Below are 17,843 nucleotides of genomic sequence, written 5' to 3'. Positions count from 1 at the left end.
CATTCTAGGAGGAACGGTAATGATAGATGGTAGAGAAAAAAAGGGGAACAAAACAAAAGAAGCTTTATTAAACGCTACAATCACTTTAATAGCAGAAAGTGGGTTAGAAGCGTTAAGTGCCAACAGCATAGCAAAGAAGGCAAATATTAGTAAAGCAAGCGTGTTTCATCACTTTGGTTCTATGGAGACAATTCAACAAGAAGCTTATATTTTTGCTGATGTGTTAATGAGTGAAGCGCTGGAACAAATTTATCAGGAAGCGAAGGAAACGAATTCTTTTGCGGATATTATGCTCAAATACTTTCTCTTTTTCATTGAAGAAAAAAATAATGACTACTTGAATTTAATTAATGTTCAAATGCAATTTGTATTGAAGTCTTCATATGATACGGAGTTTGAAGAGATTGTCTTTGGTAAAGACAGCGAAAAAACACCGTTTGATTTCTTTGAGATTTTAGTAGGTGATTTTTATGGTGATATACTGAACGCGAATGACTTGGAGTTAGTAAATGATTTATTACTAATTTATATTAATGGTTTTGCATCATTTCTTATCTCTAAGGCAGACAAAGAATGGCTTGTTTCAATATGGAAAGAAAATATTAAAATGATTGAAATCTATGTCCAATCATTAATTGAATCAAATTCATAATACATCATCTAAAAAAGTAAAAATTCAACTTCCATATGCCGCAATTATCTAAAATATCCCTCGTCCTAAAGGCCAGAGCAAGTCGGGTCTCAAAGAATCGGAGGGATACTATTGGAGAAGAACTATTGAAGTCCTTCATATAAAGGAAATTGAGATGTAATCTCACGTACACTTCCCAATATTTGATCTTTAACCGCCCGACTCTTAGGATTTTTAAAGGCAAGTCCAATAAGCTGGGCAATTTCTATCATATCCTTGGGTCCTAATCCTCTTGATGTCATAGCAGGGGTCCCGAAGCGAATGCCACTCGTTACTAACGGGCTTGCCGTATCATGAGGAATTGCGTTTTTATTAGCCGTAATCCCCACTTCATCAAGTATTGTTTCAGCTTCTTTGCCCGTAAGTCCAATGGAGCGCAAATCAACCAAAACAAGATGATTATCTGTTCCTCCCGATACGACTGTTAACCCTTCATTCATTAGTGTTTCCGCCAATACGTTAGCATTCTCAAGAACTTTTTCCATATACGTTTTGAAATCCGGTTGCAATGCCTCGCCTAGCGCAACCGCTTTTGCCGCGATGACATGCATAAGCGGGCCGCCTTGTGACCCGGGGAATATCGCTTTATCAATGGCTTGCGCCCATGGTTTACGGCACATGATGACACCGCCTCTTGGTCCTCGCAACGTTTTATGCGTTGTCGTCGTAACAAAGTGTGCGTACGGCATCGGGTTAGGGTGCAAACCTGCCGCGACAATTCCCGCAATATGTGCCATGTCAACAAAGAAAAGGGCCCCAACTTCGGCCGCAATTTGGGCGAATAACTCAAATTCGATCGTTCGTGGATAGGCGCTGGCGCCAGCAACAATCATGCGCGGATGATGCTTATGAGCAAGTTTTCGCACTTGGTCAAAGTCAATGCGCCCCGTTTGCTCATCGACACCATACGGTACAAAATTAAAAAGTCTTCCAGAGAAATTCACCGGACTCCCGTGTGTAAGATGACCACCATGGGATAAATCCATGCCCAAAATCGTGTCACCATGCTTGACTGAAGCAAAATAAACCGCCATATTCGCCTGTGCGCCGGAGTGAGGCTGCACATTAGCATGTTCAGCGCCAAAAAGCTCTTTGACACGGTGAATGGCAAGTTCCTCGATCATATCGACATACTCACATCCGCCATAATATCTTCTTCCCGGATACCCTTCAGCGTATTTGTTAGACAGTACCGTCCCAGTGGCTTCCATGACAGCCCGGCTTACAAAATTCTCCGATGCAATCAATTCTATTTTATCCCGCTGCCTTGTAAGTTCTTGCTGAATAGCGCTCACCACTGCTTTGTCTTGTTGTTCCAAATATTTCATGAACATCTTCCTCTCTGTGTGCACATTTCGTTATCGAATCCTTAAGTTTGTCTAGTTCTGTCGTGTTGCAAAAGCAACTATTGTCATGATAGTATATCAATCATTGGATTGTTATTAAATATCCATAAATCATCGTTTGTATCAATCCATAATCACAGCAGAACTACTTGAGGTGAATGAATGCTAAAAGTAAATCGAAATGACGAACGTCCCATCTGGCAGCAACTACTGGACCAAGCGATCCATAATATTACAACCGGGAAATGGCCGCCAGGCGAATTGCTGCTCCCATCCCGCGAACTCGCTCTATTGATTGGCGTTTCCCGTTCAACCATACAGATTGTTTACGAGGAATTATTCAGCCGCGGGTACACCGTTACCTCTCGTCGCGGCGGGACAAGAGTTAGCGAATGGACATATGCGACTCCTCCTTCAGAGGATGCTGCGACACAAGGACCCGTCCCCCCCGAATTGCCTTTATTAAACGATGCAATCGGCCATTTACACAGTTGGTTCGGAGACAAAGAAAATCGAAAAGTTGAGATCGATTTCAGCCCCCATGAGCCTTATTTGGACGAACATTTTCAAAAGAATTGGAGACAATCATTTTTACAGGCCTCCACAGAAGCAGACCTGGACAGTTGGGCTTACGGCGACGCCTATGGATTCCTGCCGCTACGGGAACAGATTCAACGTTATTTGTCACTTGAACGGGGCGTTCATGTGAATACCGATCAAATCATATTAACTTCAGGTGCACAACATAGCATCGATTTGATCGCCCAAGCCCTTTTACATGAAGGAGAAACGGTTTCGGTTGAAGATCCCGGCTTCCCTGCTGCTTGGATGGCGATGAAGTATCGGCGTATGCAAGTTGTCTCCGTTCCGGTCGACGAGTACGGGCTATGCGTGGACCGCATTCACCCTGGGTCCAAACTTGTGTTTGTTACGCCATCGCACCAGTGTGCGGTTGGAGTTATTATGTCGGAACCTCGCAGGCAACAATTGTTACACAAGGCTGCTGAGCAGCGGTTTTGGATTGTTGAGGATGATTACGACAGCGAATTTCGATATCGCGGTGACCCACTTCCAACCTTATACAGTCAGCGACCTCAGAACACGTTGTATATGATGAGTTTTTCCAAAATGGTTGCTCCTGGTATTCGAATATCGGCAATCATTGGCCCCAAAGAGGCCATTCGTCAGCTTGCCCAAGTCCATGAATTAACCTATCGTCATCTTCCGATTATGGAGCAATTAACGCTCACTCATTTTATCGAACATGGTCATTTCATGCGCCATATGAGACGAGTTCGAAATGTATATCGGCGCAGACACGAAGCCATGACGAAGGCCATCATCACAACAGGTCTGAGTGAACACTTCACACTAAGCGGCGTAGAAACGGGGTTGCATATGCTTCTTGAGGCTGATAAATCGTTTGACGAAGAAGCAGTAACGAACTTAGCGCTCGAAAAAGGAATCCGTGTTTATCCACTTAGCACGTATTGTTTGGAAAGTGATCGAAAAGGATGGGTACTGGGTTTTGCTAAAGTAGATGAAGCAGCCATTGAAGAAGGAATTTATCGTCTGGCGGAGATGCTTTTATAATACAAGCATCTCCACCAGAATTTGCTCTTCCTATCAGTCAATTCGTGCTGCCATTCAGTTCCCTCAGCACATGACCTAATATATCGATCGCTTGATCTATTTCATCATTGGTTACATATAAGCTGTCATAAATCGGATGACGTGTGTTCGTTGTGATCTTCAGTCCTATTACTGACCGCGTTCCTGCATCCGTTCATGCTCCCGCAGACTCGATATTTCAATTCCTTTCATCGGAGTCCCCAAATTTTTGGATACGCTCGCTATTAACACATAATCTTCGTAGTGTGTAGTGGCTTCAACAATCGCACACGCAAATTTCTCACGCCTCCTATTGTTTTTGTTCGGCTTGTTGTACTCCACTCGGCCTGTATTGCTGTTTATGAAATTTCCCATGAATCAATAGATGTGCTGCCAAACCCGCAACAAGTCCCCAAAATGCGCCGCCGACGCCAAGCAAGGTCACATTCGCGGCTGTTGCTAAAAACGTAATCAATGCGGTTTCACGTCCCTTGGGATCCGATAAAGCGCCCGCAAGACTACCGCCAATTGTGCCAAGCAATGCCAATCCCGCTAATGTTGCGATAAAGGTAGCAGGAAGAATCAAAAACAGAGCAGCCAACGTCACGCCAAAAATGCCGACAACAATGTAGAAAATGCCACAGGCAATGCCTGCAATATAACGTTTTGTCGAATCCTCATGCGCGTCTTTCCCTGTGCAAATCGCTGCTGTGATAGCTGCTACATTAAAAGCGTGCGAGCCGAATGGTGCTGCAAGGAGCGACCCCAAACCCGTTATGGTCAAAATCGGATTCGCGCTCGTCTTGAACCCATCATTCCGCAATACGAGCATTCCGGGCATGTATTGTCCCGTCAAAGTAATAATAAACAGCGGCAATGCAACGCCCAATAAAGCATGTAACGAAAACTCCGGAACGACAAATACCGGTGATGCGATCGCCAATTGGATCGTACTGAAATCCACTTTCCCCATACAAATCAAATAAATTAGTCCGATAGCCAGTATGCCAACAATCGCATAGCGGGATGTAAACCGTCTTAGCACGACATAAGCGGCAAACAGTACAACGACAAGCAATGGGTCAACTTTTGCTCCTCCAAAGGCTGAAATGCCAAACTGCAGTAAAATACCTGCTAGCAACCCGGAAGCGATGCCTGGAGGAATAAGCCGGACGAAACGTTCAAACATGCCCGATAATCCTAAAACAATAAATCCTACTGCAGAGATCATGTAAGCTCCAATTGCTTCCGGATAAGGGGTTACCGCTAATGCCGAAACGAGAAAAGCCACGCCTGGTGTTGACCAAGCCGTAATAATTGGTTCCCGGTATCGATAACTTAGCCATATCCCGGTTACACCCACTCCAATAGAGATCGACCAAATCCATGAAGCGGTCATTTCGGGACTTAAACCCGCGACTTTTGCTGCCTGAAACACGAGAATAAAAGTACCCCCGTAGTTGACAATGACAGATATTAAAGCGGCTATGGTCGGCGATATCAAATCGCGGCCACGCAGCGAAGGGGATGTTGTGTTCATAAGCGTTCTCCTGCCTCCTCTCCTAATCGTCCTGGCCCGCGTTTTCGTTCCAGTAATAGCCGTCCGGCAAGTAACGTTGGCCGAATATGCTTGTACCTACGCGGATAATGGTAGCTCCTTCTTCGATGGCCACCTTGAAATCACCAGACATGCCCATCGAGAGGATATCCATTTCTACACGCGGAAACTTTTTCTCCCTAATTTGCGTTTGAATAGATTTTAACAATCGGAAGCAGTGCCGAGTCTCGTCGTTTGTAGCATTCAGTTTTCCAATCGTCATTAAGCCTTTCACATTTAACGTTTCGAACTGGGACAATTGTTCCACCAACTCCAGTGCCGTTTCCGGAGGAGCACCAAATTTACTTTCTTCGTAGGACGTGTTGATTTGTACCAGAATATCTATGGTCTTGTTCTCTTTGACGAGCTGATGGTGCAGGGCCTGCCCCAATTTCAATCGGTCCACAGAATGAATGAGCGTAACATATTTGACAACGTCCTTCACTTTATTCGTTTGTAGATGTCCGATAAAATGCCATTCCACCTGATTATACTGCTGCATAAGTGGAAATTTGTCCCTAAGTTCTTGCGCTTTGTTTTCCCCAAATAGAGTCTCACCCGCTTGTATAGCCATTTGCAATTTTTCAAGCGGTACGGTTTTGGTCGCCAACAACAATTGCACGTCCTCTATCTTGCGCCCCGAGGCTTGGCAAGCCAATTCCATCTGCTGTCTCACGGTTTTGAGATTCTCTTCAACTAGATTACCCATGTCTCCTACCCTCTTTCTGGTCCACGCTTGTGATTACATCACCAAAACTTTAAACATCGACCTTCCTCCTTCTCTATGTGTATGCTAGTATATCAATAGATGGATTGGTAATATATATCCAAAAATGATGTATTTGAGCAATCCAATAAAGTGCAAATTTCATTCCAACATATAAAGGGGGGGAATCTAATTGATGAAAATAAATCGCGCCGACAAAAGGCCCATTTGGCAGCAGTTGCTCGATCAAGCCATCGATCATATTACAAATGGCGTTTGGAAACCAGGTGAACTCCTGACGCCTTCTCGTGAGCTCGCTCAGCAGCTAGGAGTGTCCCGCTCCACCATACAAATTGTGTATGAAGAACTGCTAACCCGTGGTTTTACGGTGACTTCACGCCGCGGCGGAACGCGTGTCAATGATTGGATTCAGTTCACTGATAAACGGAAAAAAGATGCTCCCCCTCTTGTTCCGCCACAGCTTCCTGAACTGCCTCTACTTGTTGAACAGTCACAACATTGGTTTAGAAGTAAAGATAACCGGGAATCGGTTATCGATTTTAGTCCCTATCAACCTTATATGGATACGCAGTTTCTAAAAACGTGGCGCAAATCGTATTTGAATGCCTCTTCGGAATTAATGGTATCCTCTTGGTCATACGGTGATGCTTATGGTTTCGAGCCTTTACGGAGGCAGATCCAACGTTATTTATCGCTGGAGCGTGGAATTCATATTCAAACGAATCAAATCTTGTTGACATCCGGTGCCCAGCACAGTATTGATCTCATCGCACAAACGCTTTTGACCAAAGGAGACATCGTGACGGTCGAAGATCCCGGCTATCCCGTCGCATGGATGACGATGAAGTACCGACAAATGAAGATTGCTCCAGTTCCTGTTGATGAGTACGGCCTTGTCGTAGAGAAAGTACCGTCTGAAGCGAAACTCATTTTCGTTACCCCCGCTCACCAATGCGCCGTAGGAGTGATGTTATCGGAACCACGCAGGCAACAGCTTTTGCATAAAGCGGCGCAGCAAAATGCATGGATTATCGAAGATGATTACGACAGCGAATTTCGATACCGTGGAGATCCGATGCCTACTTTATTTAGCCAACTTCCACAAAATTGTCTCTATTTAATGAGTTTCTCTAAATTGACCGCGCCAGGCATTCGCGTATCTGCTGTTATTGGACCTGCCGAAGCGATTGCTCAACTGGCTCGCGTTCAAGCGCTCACCTATCGTCATCTTCCCGTCATGGAGCAAGTGACATTGGCACACTTCATCGAGCACGGGTATTTTATGCGCCATATGCGACGAGCTAGAAATATCTATAGGCGGCGCCACGAAATTATGCAAAAGGCGATTGTGGCAAGTGGTCTCGGCAATAGGTTTACGTTGCGAGGGATTGAAACCGGCTTGCATGTGCTGCTGGAAGCGGATGAATCGTTTGATGAGGATATGATGACCCTTCGGGCGCTTCAAGGCGGAGTTTGTGTGCATCAACTCCATTCCTATTGTTTGGAGAGTAAACGCAAAGGGTGGGTATTGGGCTTTGCTAAGGTGGACGAGGGGCTAATTGAGGAAGGCATGTACCGACTTGCTGAAACGGTCTTTTAGAATGTATTGGGATCTATTCATCAAGGCCATACCGTGATAAATTTCGTTTCCTTGTTCAAAAGTCAATATTAGAGCACCCGTCTCTGCTATCAAGGGTACTGCCCGCAAATCCTATAGTTGAAAATTCATTGTACAATGACAATAAAAAAGATAAGAGCCTTGCTACGTATAAATTGTAGCAAGGCTCTTTAAAGTTGTTTACTTCTGATTCTACTATCGTATCATTAAAGTGTGATTCTTTAAAAATATTGAGTTTATTTTTTATTAAGATAATCCTTTACCTTATTTGCTTCTTCATAAGGATATTGATAATCCAGAGTACTGGCCAATTTAATAGCTACTTGTTCAAATAAACAAATCATTTCAAACAGAGAATGCCATACTTGTTCATAATCTCCATTAGGATATGTCTTCATTAACCTTTCCCATATATCCTTATCAACATAGCGCTCTAGGTACTTACTGTTTTTTCCTACACTCAATGAAAAATTGGTTTCTACACCTATTTTCCACTCAAGCATTGTTAGTAACATTTCTCTTACGCTATTTAGGTGTTCATAAGCGTAAAGTATTTCTCCTCTCCATAACCCTTTGGCTACATTTGTAGAAATCCACCAAAATTCATTACAACAATCAGCAAAAAAGACAGTGGATGGCTTTTTCACCCAATATCCTTCATCTGTTGGTTCAGCTAATTTAGGCATATTTCCATTTTTATCTAATAGAATAATTGTTAGTCCATCTTCAGAACAATACTCACCTTTTTCCTCAATAGGAATAAGCATTAAATCAATTCTATTCCCATCTTCAAATAACATTAGGTATGTGAATCTTCCATCTAATTCAGGTGGAATTAACTCCATATCCTCTGGTGTTTGCATTATTATCCTTTTCCCAAAAACATCTACCCAATCAGGATTATTTAAAAACGATTGAAAATCTGATACAAGATAAACGATATCGTAATCTCTTAAATTATCTTTAGGTACATTAGAGTTAACTCTAGAACCATTCATTCCAACAGCTCTTACTCTATCATCGTCATTAGCAACTTTTAATATCAATTCCATCATTTCTTTTTCTGAACGCATTCTTTATTCCTCCTAAAAATATAAATTATATTTATGAACATTTTTAAAAGGAGGACCTGTCAAGAACTGATTATTAGATTGAGCCGTTAGTTCAATTGATTGTTCGATAAAGCTTAAACTTTATTCTACTTAATTCTTTGGGCAATAGGGTGGTCATCTTTTAGTTGCAATAAATCCCATAAATTCCCGTATAGATCCTTAAATACTGCAACCATTCCATATGATTGCTCTTTCGGTTCTCTCACAAATTCTATTCCTCTTGAGATCATTTCATTATAATCTCTCCAAAAATCGTCAGTATTTAAGAAAAGAAAAACTCTACCGCCTGATTGGTTACCAATAAAGGGCTCTTGCTCAGGTTTAGATGCTCTAGCTAGTAATATTGTGGTGCCGACTGAACCAGGAGGAGATACCACTACCCACCGCTTGTTTTGTTCTGGCTGATAAATATCTTCAACTAATGTGAAATTTAGTTTCTTTGTATAAAACTCTATTGCTTCATCATAGTCTTTTACTACTAATGCGATATGAACTATCGATTGAACCACTATTGTCCCTCCTAATCTTACTCACTGATCAAGTTATATTATATCATTTCTAGTTTTAACCTGTCCGTTGGCTCTTCTTAAATTACATGCAAATCATTCTCTTTATTCAATATTATTCATTTTAGAACTATAAATTAAAGGCTTAATTCAGTAGCTATCAGGACTCATGCTCCAGTTATCAGCTAGAGTATTTACAAATGATGACGCCCCCCTCATACTTACATCATACTGCTTACCTGCTGGATCGTACGCTTTCCATGTCTCATGACTTATTTCATTTTCTATTTCCCCATAGAACGAGACTGCCGTTTCAAATGTTCCATCGCCATTTTGTGAATCCTCTAGCGAAGTCCCCACCAACTCAAATCTATTATTCAATATTTCAAAAGATTTAGGCACTGCCAGCTCCGACGGCCTGAAGGAAATCCTGCTTCCGTCCATTTCTGCGACCGAGTATCCATCCAGGACAAAACGGTACGGTTCATGCTCAGGCAGGTACTTGAAAGTATAACTCCAACGCATTTTTCCGTTTCCTATCACTCTATGATCAGAAGTCATCAGACTGTATTTGGAACTACTTTTCCTCGCATTCACCGAATGAATCTCCTCCCCATCATTAGTTTCAAAATGATAACTCAGCATTTGATTTTCCCATAAATCACCGGGGATCTTGCCATTGCCGTATCATCGAGTTCAGTCTCCAGCTCGAAACGTACCCCTTGCACCATTCTCGTCAGCCTTTTTAATGTGACAGTCATGCCGTGCGGCGTTGTATAGCTGCCTGAGAGTTCCTTTGTCCAAGCGTCCCAATATTCCCTTCTATCGTAATCTTGTCTGTTTGCAGCGGTTCGCTAAAGAAAGCAACCATATAATAAAAATCATTCGTGTACCCCATATCGTACATGCTGCCCACTGCGTTTCCTTTATCATCTTTGATCGTAATCTTGTTCGGATCACTAAGGGCCAGCCTGTCGCGATCATGTTTCTCTTTTTTATCAAAAAGTTGAAGAGCAATCGTCACTCGGGTAGGATCCGCAACAGCTTCATCAATCACCAGCGTGTAACCTTCGTCCTTAAGCATGCGAAAAAAGACGACCTGCTTAAGGTACTGCTTATCACAACCGTAATATCCTGGAAATCGCCATCGGATAGTTTGCCTTCTTGACCGCTGTTACTTACCACAATGTTTGGTTTTAATCTTTTGGATGCGAAGCTCACGCTTCCATTCCTAGAACGCCTCACACCATAAAAGAACAATATCGTCCTTTCCGGTAACGGAAAGATTATTACAAGAAGAAGACTGCCGGTAAATTTCGCCGACAGTCCTTCTCTTCCAAGTAGTATACTCCTCATCCTATTCGCTGGACAATTCCTTGAGCGATTTGATTTTACCATGGGGATGCTGTTCTTGCTTTCGTGACTTCCAGGCAGCTTCTTTCCTTCTCTTTTGGTGAGCCATAACAGATATCCTCCTTTGGAAATTGAGATGTATACCACTTCCTTATATTGTCATTCTTCGGCTCTGTTCATTCATGAAATTAATTTGACTGAACATCACATCAGCCCTCGGAGCTTTGCTCGAGGGCGATGCTGCTTGCTCGGTATTATCCTCCAAAATCATGGGCTCATCCCGAAGCGCGCTAGTTGCTAGCGTCGGCCAACTGGGATTGACTTCCGACCCAGTCCCCCGCAACATGCAAGTGGATTAAGCTATCATTTCCCGTTAGCAATCCTGTAGCGGAATGGAAAATTCAACATAAAAAGGATGAAGTTCTTCATTCAAACAAAGCTCAATTCTTTGCTTGAAATTTCCCCAATTTACCATCTCTAATGCTGTTTCGATTGGAAAAAATCCTACTTCTAAAGACTCAGGGGTAGTTGTTAATTCACCTCCGACTGGTCTTCCTAAAAATAAAGTGTTACAAATACTAGCACTTACATTTTGAAAAACACCACAAAACTTAGTCACTTCTATATCTATACCGCTCTCTTCCTTTGTTTCCCTTATCGCTGCATCTTTCAATGATTCACCTTCTTCAACCTGCCCTCCTGGCATTTCCCATCCTCGTCTAGGTCCTTTTATCAATAATATTTCGTTACGCTCATTAACTACAATGGTTGCCGCAGAAACTATATGTTTTGGAGCCACTTCATCGTCCTCCCCCTATAAATTAACAGAACTAGACTACCACCAATTTCCTATTACTGTAAAGAATGTATCCCCTGATAATTCATTCATTACGGAAAACTATTTCATTACCTGTCGGTTTATTCTTAAAGGGTGCACTGTACTCCTTGAACATAAATTCAATTCCTGAAATATCGTCAGATAACGGCGGAGATACTACGTAGTTATAAGATGAATGTCCGGATGTACTTCCACCATTAGTCATTCGGCAGTCGTATTTTTCTCCTAAATACAGCTCAAAATGACTGTGATTATGAGGATTTTCTGGACGGTCAGTTGTCATGTCCCAATCTATACTAAAAGTTAATACACTTGCATTGCTATATTGTCTTATAGAGATTACCGAATAAAATAGCTCACCTTTTTCAATTGATTTAAGGACTGGAATATGTTTTCTGAATCCAAATGGTTCAACCATAGGTTTGAAATATTCTTCACTTCTCAAAGCTCCAAATACCGCTTTCAAGAAATCCTCGTATATTTCAAAGGAACGTGCCCATTTAGAGATATACTCAAATGGTGGAAAACCTGGATTATTGTCCGAAATTTCTTTCCGTTGTTTAATCAATGCACAAATTTGCTCATCAACATTAAAAATTCGTTCATCATAATGCTCAGTTGGACGTTCAAATGGCATTCGTTTCATCATTGTCCTCCTTATGGCAATTCTTTTATCCAATATTCCCACCTAAATATTAACATATAATAGAATCCCATTATGACATATTTTCTCCACTATCCTGACCGTTAGCATAATGAAATAGAGTTGAATTTTAATTAGATATCTCTAATCGGAATAGCACCATGTTCTTGTCCTTTACGGCAAAGGAATCAAGTTCTTGTCCTTAGCTCGGGGCAAGAACTTGATTGAACTGTGACCCGAGAGATGGACACTTTGAAAAAAGTGCCCTCTCTCGGGTCATTTTACGTTTATAATCGATATACAGGAAAGGTTGGGGAATGAAATGGGTCAGAGTTGGTCTAAAGGGGAAATTAGGTTTAGCGAGAGCCAGATCCGTCAAATCGAGGCTAATGCTAATGTTATACATGTTTCAGAGCGCTCCATTGCTTACCAGCCCGCATTTAAGCTGGCTGCCTCACCTAGAGGGGGAAACGCCCGCGGAAATTTTCAGAGAGGCAGGGTTCAATTTAGATATAATCGGACGAAGAAATCCAAGAGGATGTTTAGAGCGCTGGAGAAAAATCTTTACTTCTCATGGAGAAGAGGGGCTTCTGAAGGATCGCCGTAGAAAAGATAGCACGGGCAGACCCGCTGGTGAGCAATCGATTGAGAAGAAGCTGGCAGAAGCCGAGGCGCGTATAAAGCTTATGGAAGCGGAGAACGACTTCCTAAAAAAGCTCGAAGCGCTCGAGAGACAAGCCAAGCAGAACAATCGCTGACACCCTCAGAGCGCTTCGAACTCATCAATCGCACAGTCCGTAAGCACCAACTGGAGAACATGACGCATTATCTTTGCGAGTTGGCGGGTGTCAGTAGAAGCGGATATTATCGGTGGTTAAACGCGGAAGAAACTCGACAGCTTAGAGAAATAGCGGACGAACAGGATTTTCTACTCATTAAAGAGCACTTTGAGAAACGCAATGGGAAAGTCGGCGCACTTGTTATAAAAATGCGATTAGAGCATAAGAGCGGCGTGATCATGAACCACAAGAAAATTCGCCGTATCATGCGTAAATATGGACTGGCCACCAAGATCCGTCAGTCCAACCCATACCGTAAGCTTGCAAAGGCCACACAAGAACACCAGACGCTACCTAACCTTCTTAAGCGTCAGTTTGATCAAGGCGAGCCTGAGAAAGTCTTACTCACCGATATCACCTACATGCACTATGGTCAGGGAAAATGTGCGTACTTGTCGTGTGTTAAGGATGGTTCAACCAAACAGATTCTGACTCATTATTTATCCTCATCCTTAGAAAGGATAATCGTTGATCGGACATTGGACAGCCTCCTTCAGCGGCTGGACGGTAACATTCATCCTGAAGCCATCATCCATTCGGATCAGGGTGTTCACTACACGCATCCTCGTTTTCAGGCCCGTGTTAAAGATGCTGGCTTTCGCCAATCCATGTCTCGAAAGAGTAACTGCTGGGACAATGCTTCAATGGAATCTTTTTTCGGGCATATGAAGGATGAGCTCGATTATCGTGACTGTGCCACAATCCAAGAGTTACGGGCACGTATTGATGATTACATCGAATATTACAACAGTGATCGTTATCAATGGACATTAAAAAAGATGACCCCTGATGAATACAGGGACCATCTATTAACAGCATAGTCTAGGCTCTTTCTTTTAAGTGTCCACGAGTAGGGTCACAATTCATAGCTCCTACACCGCCATTTTTTCATGTTTTACTACTTTTTTGCTCAAAGCGAGCTATCTCTCCAGCAAACTTACCACTTTTGGGACGGCCCCTTTTATGACTACTAACTTAGAATCCCTGTAGAAAACCCGGCCTTCCAATATGTATCGCATCCAGTTCCGTTGGTTCTCACAGGGGGCTTTTTTCAGCCTTCGAGCAGTGTAATCAGTTTTTGCAGGAGAACAGGCTCTTCATTTCGGAATTGGTCGAACCGGAGCCTCAGCCGTTCAAACACTTCTTTATCTTCGCGGATTTCATGACGAATGTACTGGTCCCTCAGCTTCATCGCCCTTTTGGTCACATCCTTGTAGCCTTCCACAAGCTCTTCGTCGTACGGGATTATCCCCTCATCCACCAGATATCCGATCCGCTCGCTCATCATTTTTTTATGCTCCCAGAGCACATGAAGGTGCCTCACATCGTTACGGTCACCGAGCCGGGAATCGTTGCTCTCTACGGCATCAAAGTACATTCGCAAATAGTCGTATACCTTAATTCCGAAAGCTTCCTTGTCGTCAGGATTGTAATTGATCCGGTTTAAATGGGTCTCTCCGTTTAGGTAATCGCGCAGCTGGTCGATCGCGGCTGTTTTATCGAAAGGATAAGGAGAATGCGGTTCGTATTTGTAAAAATACGTATGATGATCGGCCGTGAGGTTCTCCTTCAAAAGCTGTCTCATGGACTGTACGGCATCCTGGAACTCCCGGAACGAGATCTGCAAATTGCGGTATACTCCCGTATGGTCGAACATGGAAGCATAGAAGACACTTTTGTCCCAGTCGAAACCGTATAGAAAAAGATGATGAGGGAACGGCTCTTTCTGATAGGAGGCCGCTGGTGATAGTCTGGCTTCGTCCAAAAACACGACGCAATAGTAGCCGTTGCGGATCTGATCCGCAAAAAATTTAGGCCAGGCGTCGTGCGCCAAACTTTCCAGAATCGCATAATTAACGGAGCAGGTAAGAAGAAACGGGTTATTGAAATTCAGCTCGTTAGGTTTGCCACGAAAAAAATCGACATAGTACTGCCTGCCGTCCTCCAGAAATTTTTTGTTGCAGTGCAGCTGGATAAAATTGCTGTAATACCAAGGAATAGTTTCTTCGTGGGCGCTGGTGATCGAAAGCGTGTAAGCCCACCGCAAAAATCCTTTAAGTGGCGGATTCAACACCGGAAGCTGAACAGCGTTCATCTATTCTCCCCCTTCTTACGAGTGATCCGGAAGCGTGACCGGCAGTGTTCCTGCAGGCACCTAATATGTCCATCAGAACACGGGACAGGCCTGCAGGGTATACGGAATGCTCGTAACAGGCCAGAAAGTTCGATCCGATCCGGATCCTGAAATACGTAATTTAACAAGGTGCGGCCTTGGGTTGTCGCAATGTCCGGCATGCGTTAGCACTTCCTTTTCTAAGTGTAGGATAGAAAAGCCGTCTCAACTGCTCGCGCTGCTGTATCCCTTCACGGCCTGTTTCCAGAGCAACCGTACAGCTGCGAAGAGCAGAAGCGAACCGACCAGTGCCAGTCCCACATAGAGCCAGCTAAGCTGTCCAAGCAGGAACATCGGTCCGAAATTGGTGATAAGGAACAGTGGAATGACGAAAGTCCCGATCCGGCGGACCCAGGCCGGGTAAATAGCCATGGGAAAATTGTTGGCGTCCCAGACGGAATTGGCGATCTCCGACACGGAGCCCGTCTGAACGAACCAAAATGAAAGCAGCGCCGGGATAATCATCAGGCAGTATGTGATGACAACGGAGACAAACAGCAGCAGGACAAACCCCGCGAGTTGCAGGAACGTCAGCGGAATATCCATGGCATGCCAGCCGATACCGACCATGGCGAACCCGACCAGAATATCGGGGATCGGCAGCGCCAGATCGACGTAACGCAAGGAAGCCATGAACTGGAGGGAAACTGGCTTCGTCAGCATTAAATCAAGCGAGCCGTCCTTGATATACTCGGGAATTTTCGTGAAATTTGTAAAAAACAGGCCAACATAAATTCCGGTCACCACGGTGTGCATGCCTATAAATAGAAGTAGTCCTTCAGGCGGTATGCCGTCTACGTGAAGGTCGGTGCGGAACACGACGAGCACATATAACAGCTTGGCAAGCAGGTAGACGGATTCGACCAGCAGGCTCATCATAAAGTTGCCCCGGAATTCCATCTGGGCGATGAGGCAGTTTTTAATGAACATGCCGTACAGGAGCGCGTATTTTCTCATGATTTTAAACATATGGAATGTCCGCTACCCCCCAACCGCCGAATATTTCTTCAAGGAAACGCGCCACGTCAGGCGGGATAGCCAGAAGAACAGCAGAATCCATCCGCACTGGATGAGCAGCCCCTGGTACATAGCCGCCGCTTCCGTTTTGCCGCTGAGGACATTGACCGGAAAATAAATGGTATACGGGAACGGCGTATATTGGAGCGCCTTCACAACCGACTCCCCAAAAATCTCCAACGGAAACATGCCTCCGCTCAAAATATTGACGAGCAGACTTGTAATTACGAAAAAGTACGAGATTTCATGCAGATAAAAAGCGCTGGCGCAGATGCAGTAGGCGATCAGGAAATTGAGCAAAAGCGCCCCCCACAGCGTGACGGCGAACAAGATAAGCCGTACGGCCTGGAGCTCGAGCACGCCCCCGGCAGATGCGAACCAGATAATCCCGACGAGCAGTAAGACCGTAATACCGTAATAGATCGCCTTCTGGCCGAAAAAGGACACCAGCCGGTAACCGAAATAGCTCACAGGTTTGATCAAATACTTGTTGAGGCCGCCGTTTTTGATATCGTCGGCAATCTGGTGCTCGAAGTGGGTAGCGATCAGCTTGGACACCAATCCCGCCAAGATCGTATACAATATAATTTGACCATACGAATACGAGAACAGCGCCGTTTGGCCGGAATGCTGGTACACCGCCGTCCAGATGAAATACTGGACAAGAATCGGAAAAGCGGCCCCGAGAAGACCGAGAAAGAAGTGAAACCGGTATTCCATCGAATGCTGGACGCCCATCGAAAAAACAGCCATGTACAATCTGCGTCTGTTCATCCGACGGATTCCTTGCGGTAGAGCATCGAAATGCTTTCCTCGATCGGCACGTCCTCTATCGTCCAATCAACGATCGGAAACGAATCGAGCACGGCGCGCGACACTTCCTTCAAGCGGTGCTTAGGCAGCTCCAGAACAGCGTTGTAGCCGTCTCCGCTGACGATTTTCCCGAATTTGGCCAACCGCTGCTCGGCAACGGGTTCGGAGAACTGCAATCTAATAATTTTGTGCTCACCAAAAAGATCGTTGATTTTGTGAAGATCCCCGTCATACAGAAGACTTCCTTCGTTAATGATGATCGTCCGCTTGCACAGGTCTTCCACATCCTTCATGTAGTGGCTCGTAAGCAGGATCGTCGCGCCGAACTGCTCATTGTAATATTTCAGAAACTCCCTGACCTTCTTCTGGGAGGGGAAATCGAGGCCGATCGTCGGTTCGTCGAGATAAAGCAGTCGGGGCCGGTGGATAAGAGCAGCGATCAGCTCCATTTTCATTCGTTCTCCCAGGGACAGCCGACGCACCTGCACGTCCAGAAGCTCCTGCACATCGAGCATTTCCGATAATTCGGCAAGACTCCGGCGGTAAAGATCATCGTCCACGTCATAAATACATTTGTTCAAATAAATCGACTCGCTTGCAGGAAGATCCCACCAAAGCTGGTTTTTCTGGCCCATCACAATGGAGAAAAGCCGTTTGAACTCGTTCTTCCGCTCCCACGGCACATAGCCGAGCACATCGGCTTCACCACTGGTGGGATACAGAATGCCCGACAGCATTTTGAGCGTTGTGGTTTTCCCCGCCCCATTGGGACCGAGAAATCCGACGCACTCGCCGGGGCCGATGTCGAAGGAAACGGATTTAACCGCTTCCTTCACCAGCGACTTGCGGGCAAATAAATTTTTCAGTGAATTTTTAAGCCCGGCTTCTTTCCGGTAATACACGAATGATTTGTGCAGTTCCTGCACACGGATGAAGTCCATTCCTGCCCCTCCTGAACA

17 protein-coding genes and 2 pseudogenes are annotated in these 17,843 nt (G+C 44.4%); 4 read left to right on the top strand and 15 right to left on the bottom strand.

The window, feature by feature from the left end; genetic code table 11:
* Positions 1-19: 19 nt before the first annotated feature.
* The gene (locus tag AC2TF5_RS13945; RefSeq protein ID WP_491302717.1) at positions 20-652 is read left to right on the top strand and encodes a TetR/AcrR family transcriptional regulator; all 633 of its coding nucleotides are present in this window, start codon (positions 20-22) and stop codon (positions 650-652) included.
* A gap of 122 nt (positions 653-774) precedes the next feature.
* On the opposite strand, the gene glyA is transcribed toward AC2TF5_RS13945, so the two are convergent.
* Complete coding sequence (gene glyA, locus AC2TF5_RS13940) at positions 775-2,019, bottom strand: serine hydroxymethyltransferase (protein WP_491302716.1); 1,245 nt, start codon at positions 2,017-2,019, stop codon at positions 775-777.
* A gap of 180 nt (positions 2,020-2,199) precedes the next feature.
* Between glyA and pdxR (AC2TF5_RS13935) the strand changes: the two genes are divergently transcribed.
* Entirely contained in the window at positions 2,200-3,630 is a 1,431-nt protein-coding gene (gene pdxR, locus AC2TF5_RS13935) for a MocR-like pyridoxine biosynthesis transcription factor PdxR (RefSeq protein ID WP_491302715.1), read from the top strand.
* Positions 3,631-3,798: 168 nt separating this feature from the next.
* On the opposite strand, the pseudogene AC2TF5_RS13930 reads toward pdxR (AC2TF5_RS13935), so the two are convergent.
* The 3 genes and pseudogenes from AC2TF5_RS13930 to AC2TF5_RS13920 all read right to left on the bottom strand — a co-directional run.
* Positions 3,799-3,951, bottom strand: a pseudogene (locus tag AC2TF5_RS13930) (pyridoxal 5'-phosphate synthase lyase subunit PdxS); the annotation flags it as partial.
* A gap of 7 nt (positions 3,952-3,958) precedes the next feature.
* Positions 3,959-5,188 carry a benzoate/H(+) symporter BenE family transporter gene (locus tag AC2TF5_RS13925; RefSeq protein ID WP_491302714.1) on the bottom strand — a complete coding sequence of 410 codons (1,230 nt, stop codon included), beginning with the start codon at positions 5,186-5,188 and terminating at the stop codon, positions 3,959-3,961.
* Between the two features lie 22 nt (positions 5,189-5,210).
* On the bottom strand, positions 5,211-5,954 hold the full coding sequence (locus AC2TF5_RS13920) for a YggS family pyridoxal phosphate-dependent enzyme (RefSeq protein ID WP_491302713.1): 744 nt from the start codon (positions 5,952-5,954) through the stop codon (positions 5,211-5,213).
* A 190-nt stretch (positions 5,955-6,144) separates the two neighbouring features.
* On the opposite strand from AC2TF5_RS13920, the gene pdxR (AC2TF5_RS13915) reads away from it, so the two are divergent.
* Positions 6,145-7,572 (top strand): MocR-like pyridoxine biosynthesis transcription factor PdxR, encoded by a 1,428-nt coding sequence (gene pdxR / locus AC2TF5_RS13915; protein ID WP_491302712.1) that lies wholly within the window; start codon positions 6,145-6,147, stop codon positions 7,570-7,572.
* A gap of 254 nt (positions 7,573-7,826) precedes the next feature.
* Here the strand turns inward: pdxR (AC2TF5_RS13915) and AC2TF5_RS13910 are convergent, their stop codons facing one another.
* The 7 genes from AC2TF5_RS13910 to AC2TF5_RS13880 all read right to left on the bottom strand — a co-directional run bounded on the left by AC2TF5_RS13910 (position 7,827) and on the right by AC2TF5_RS13880 (position 12,078).
* A complete protein-coding gene (locus tag AC2TF5_RS13910; RefSeq protein ID WP_491302711.1) occupies positions 7,827-8,663 on the bottom strand; it encodes an aminoglycoside 6-adenylyltransferase in 837 nt (278 codons plus the stop codon).
* Between the two features lie 125 nt (positions 8,664-8,788).
* Positions 8,789-9,211, bottom strand: coding sequence for a VOC family protein (locus AC2TF5_RS13905; RefSeq protein ID WP_491302710.1), 423 nt, complete (start codon positions 9,209-9,211; stop codon positions 8,789-8,791).
* 147 nt (positions 9,212-9,358) lie between these two features.
* Positions 9,359-9,805, bottom strand: a complete 447-nt coding sequence (locus tag AC2TF5_RS13900) for a hypothetical protein (protein WP_491302709.1) — start codon at positions 9,803-9,805, stop codon at positions 9,359-9,361.
* Positions 9,806-9,965: 160 nt separating this feature from the next.
* Positions 9,966-10,292, bottom strand: coding sequence for a hypothetical protein (locus tag AC2TF5_RS13895; protein ID WP_491302708.1), 327 nt, complete (start codon positions 10,290-10,292; stop codon positions 9,966-9,968).
* Between the two features lie 273 nt (positions 10,293-10,565).
* Entirely contained in the window at positions 10,566-10,670 is a 105-nt protein-coding gene (locus AC2TF5_RS13890) for a DUF6254 family protein (protein ID WP_015735743.1), read from the bottom strand.
* Positions 10,671-10,934: 264 nt separating this feature from the next.
* Complete coding sequence (locus tag AC2TF5_RS13885) at positions 10,935-11,360, bottom strand: NUDIX hydrolase (RefSeq protein ID WP_491302707.1); 426 nt, start codon at positions 11,358-11,360, stop codon at positions 10,935-10,937.
* Positions 11,361-11,442: 82 nt separating this feature from the next.
* Positions 11,443-12,078, bottom strand: coding sequence for a hypothetical protein (locus tag AC2TF5_RS13880; protein ID WP_491302706.1), 636 nt, complete (start codon positions 12,076-12,078; stop codon positions 11,443-11,445).
* Positions 12,079-12,364: 286 nt separating this feature from the next.
* On the opposite strand from AC2TF5_RS13880, the pseudogene AC2TF5_RS13875 reads away from it, so the two are divergent.
* Positions 12,365-13,702: pseudogene (locus AC2TF5_RS13875) on the top strand (IS3 family transposase).
* Positions 13,703-13,932: 230 nt separating this feature from the next.
* Here AC2TF5_RS13875 and AC2TF5_RS13870 read toward each other — a convergent pair.
* The 4 genes from AC2TF5_RS13870 to AC2TF5_RS13855 form a co-directional block, all read right to left on the bottom strand.
* Positions 13,933-14,976: a hypothetical protein gene (locus tag AC2TF5_RS13870; RefSeq protein WP_491302705.1), complete on the bottom strand. Its 1,044-nt coding sequence runs from the start codon at positions 14,974-14,976 to the stop codon at positions 13,933-13,935.
* A gap of 243 nt (positions 14,977-15,219) precedes the next feature.
* Positions 15,220-16,023: an ABC transporter permease gene (locus AC2TF5_RS13865; RefSeq protein WP_491302704.1), complete on the bottom strand. Its 804-nt coding sequence runs from the start codon at positions 16,021-16,023 to the stop codon at positions 15,220-15,222.
* A gap of 12 nt (positions 16,024-16,035) precedes the next feature.
* The gene (locus AC2TF5_RS13860) at positions 16,036-16,845 is read right to left on the bottom strand and encodes an ABC transporter permease (RefSeq protein WP_491302703.1); all 810 of its coding nucleotides are present in this window, start codon (positions 16,843-16,845) and stop codon (positions 16,036-16,038) included.
* Complete coding sequence (locus AC2TF5_RS13855; protein ID WP_491302702.1) at positions 16,842-17,825, bottom strand: ABC transporter ATP-binding protein; 984 nt, start codon at positions 17,823-17,825, stop codon at positions 16,842-16,844. Before AC2TF5_RS13855 ends, AC2TF5_RS13860 begins: the two co-directional genes overlap by 4 nt.
* Positions 17,826-17,843 lie beyond the last annotated feature (18 nt).

The organism is Paenibacillus sp. JNUCC 34 (genome assembly GCF_058269055.1).
Note: the sequence above shows the minus strand (reverse complement) of the source record. Positions and strands in the feature narration are given on the sequence as shown.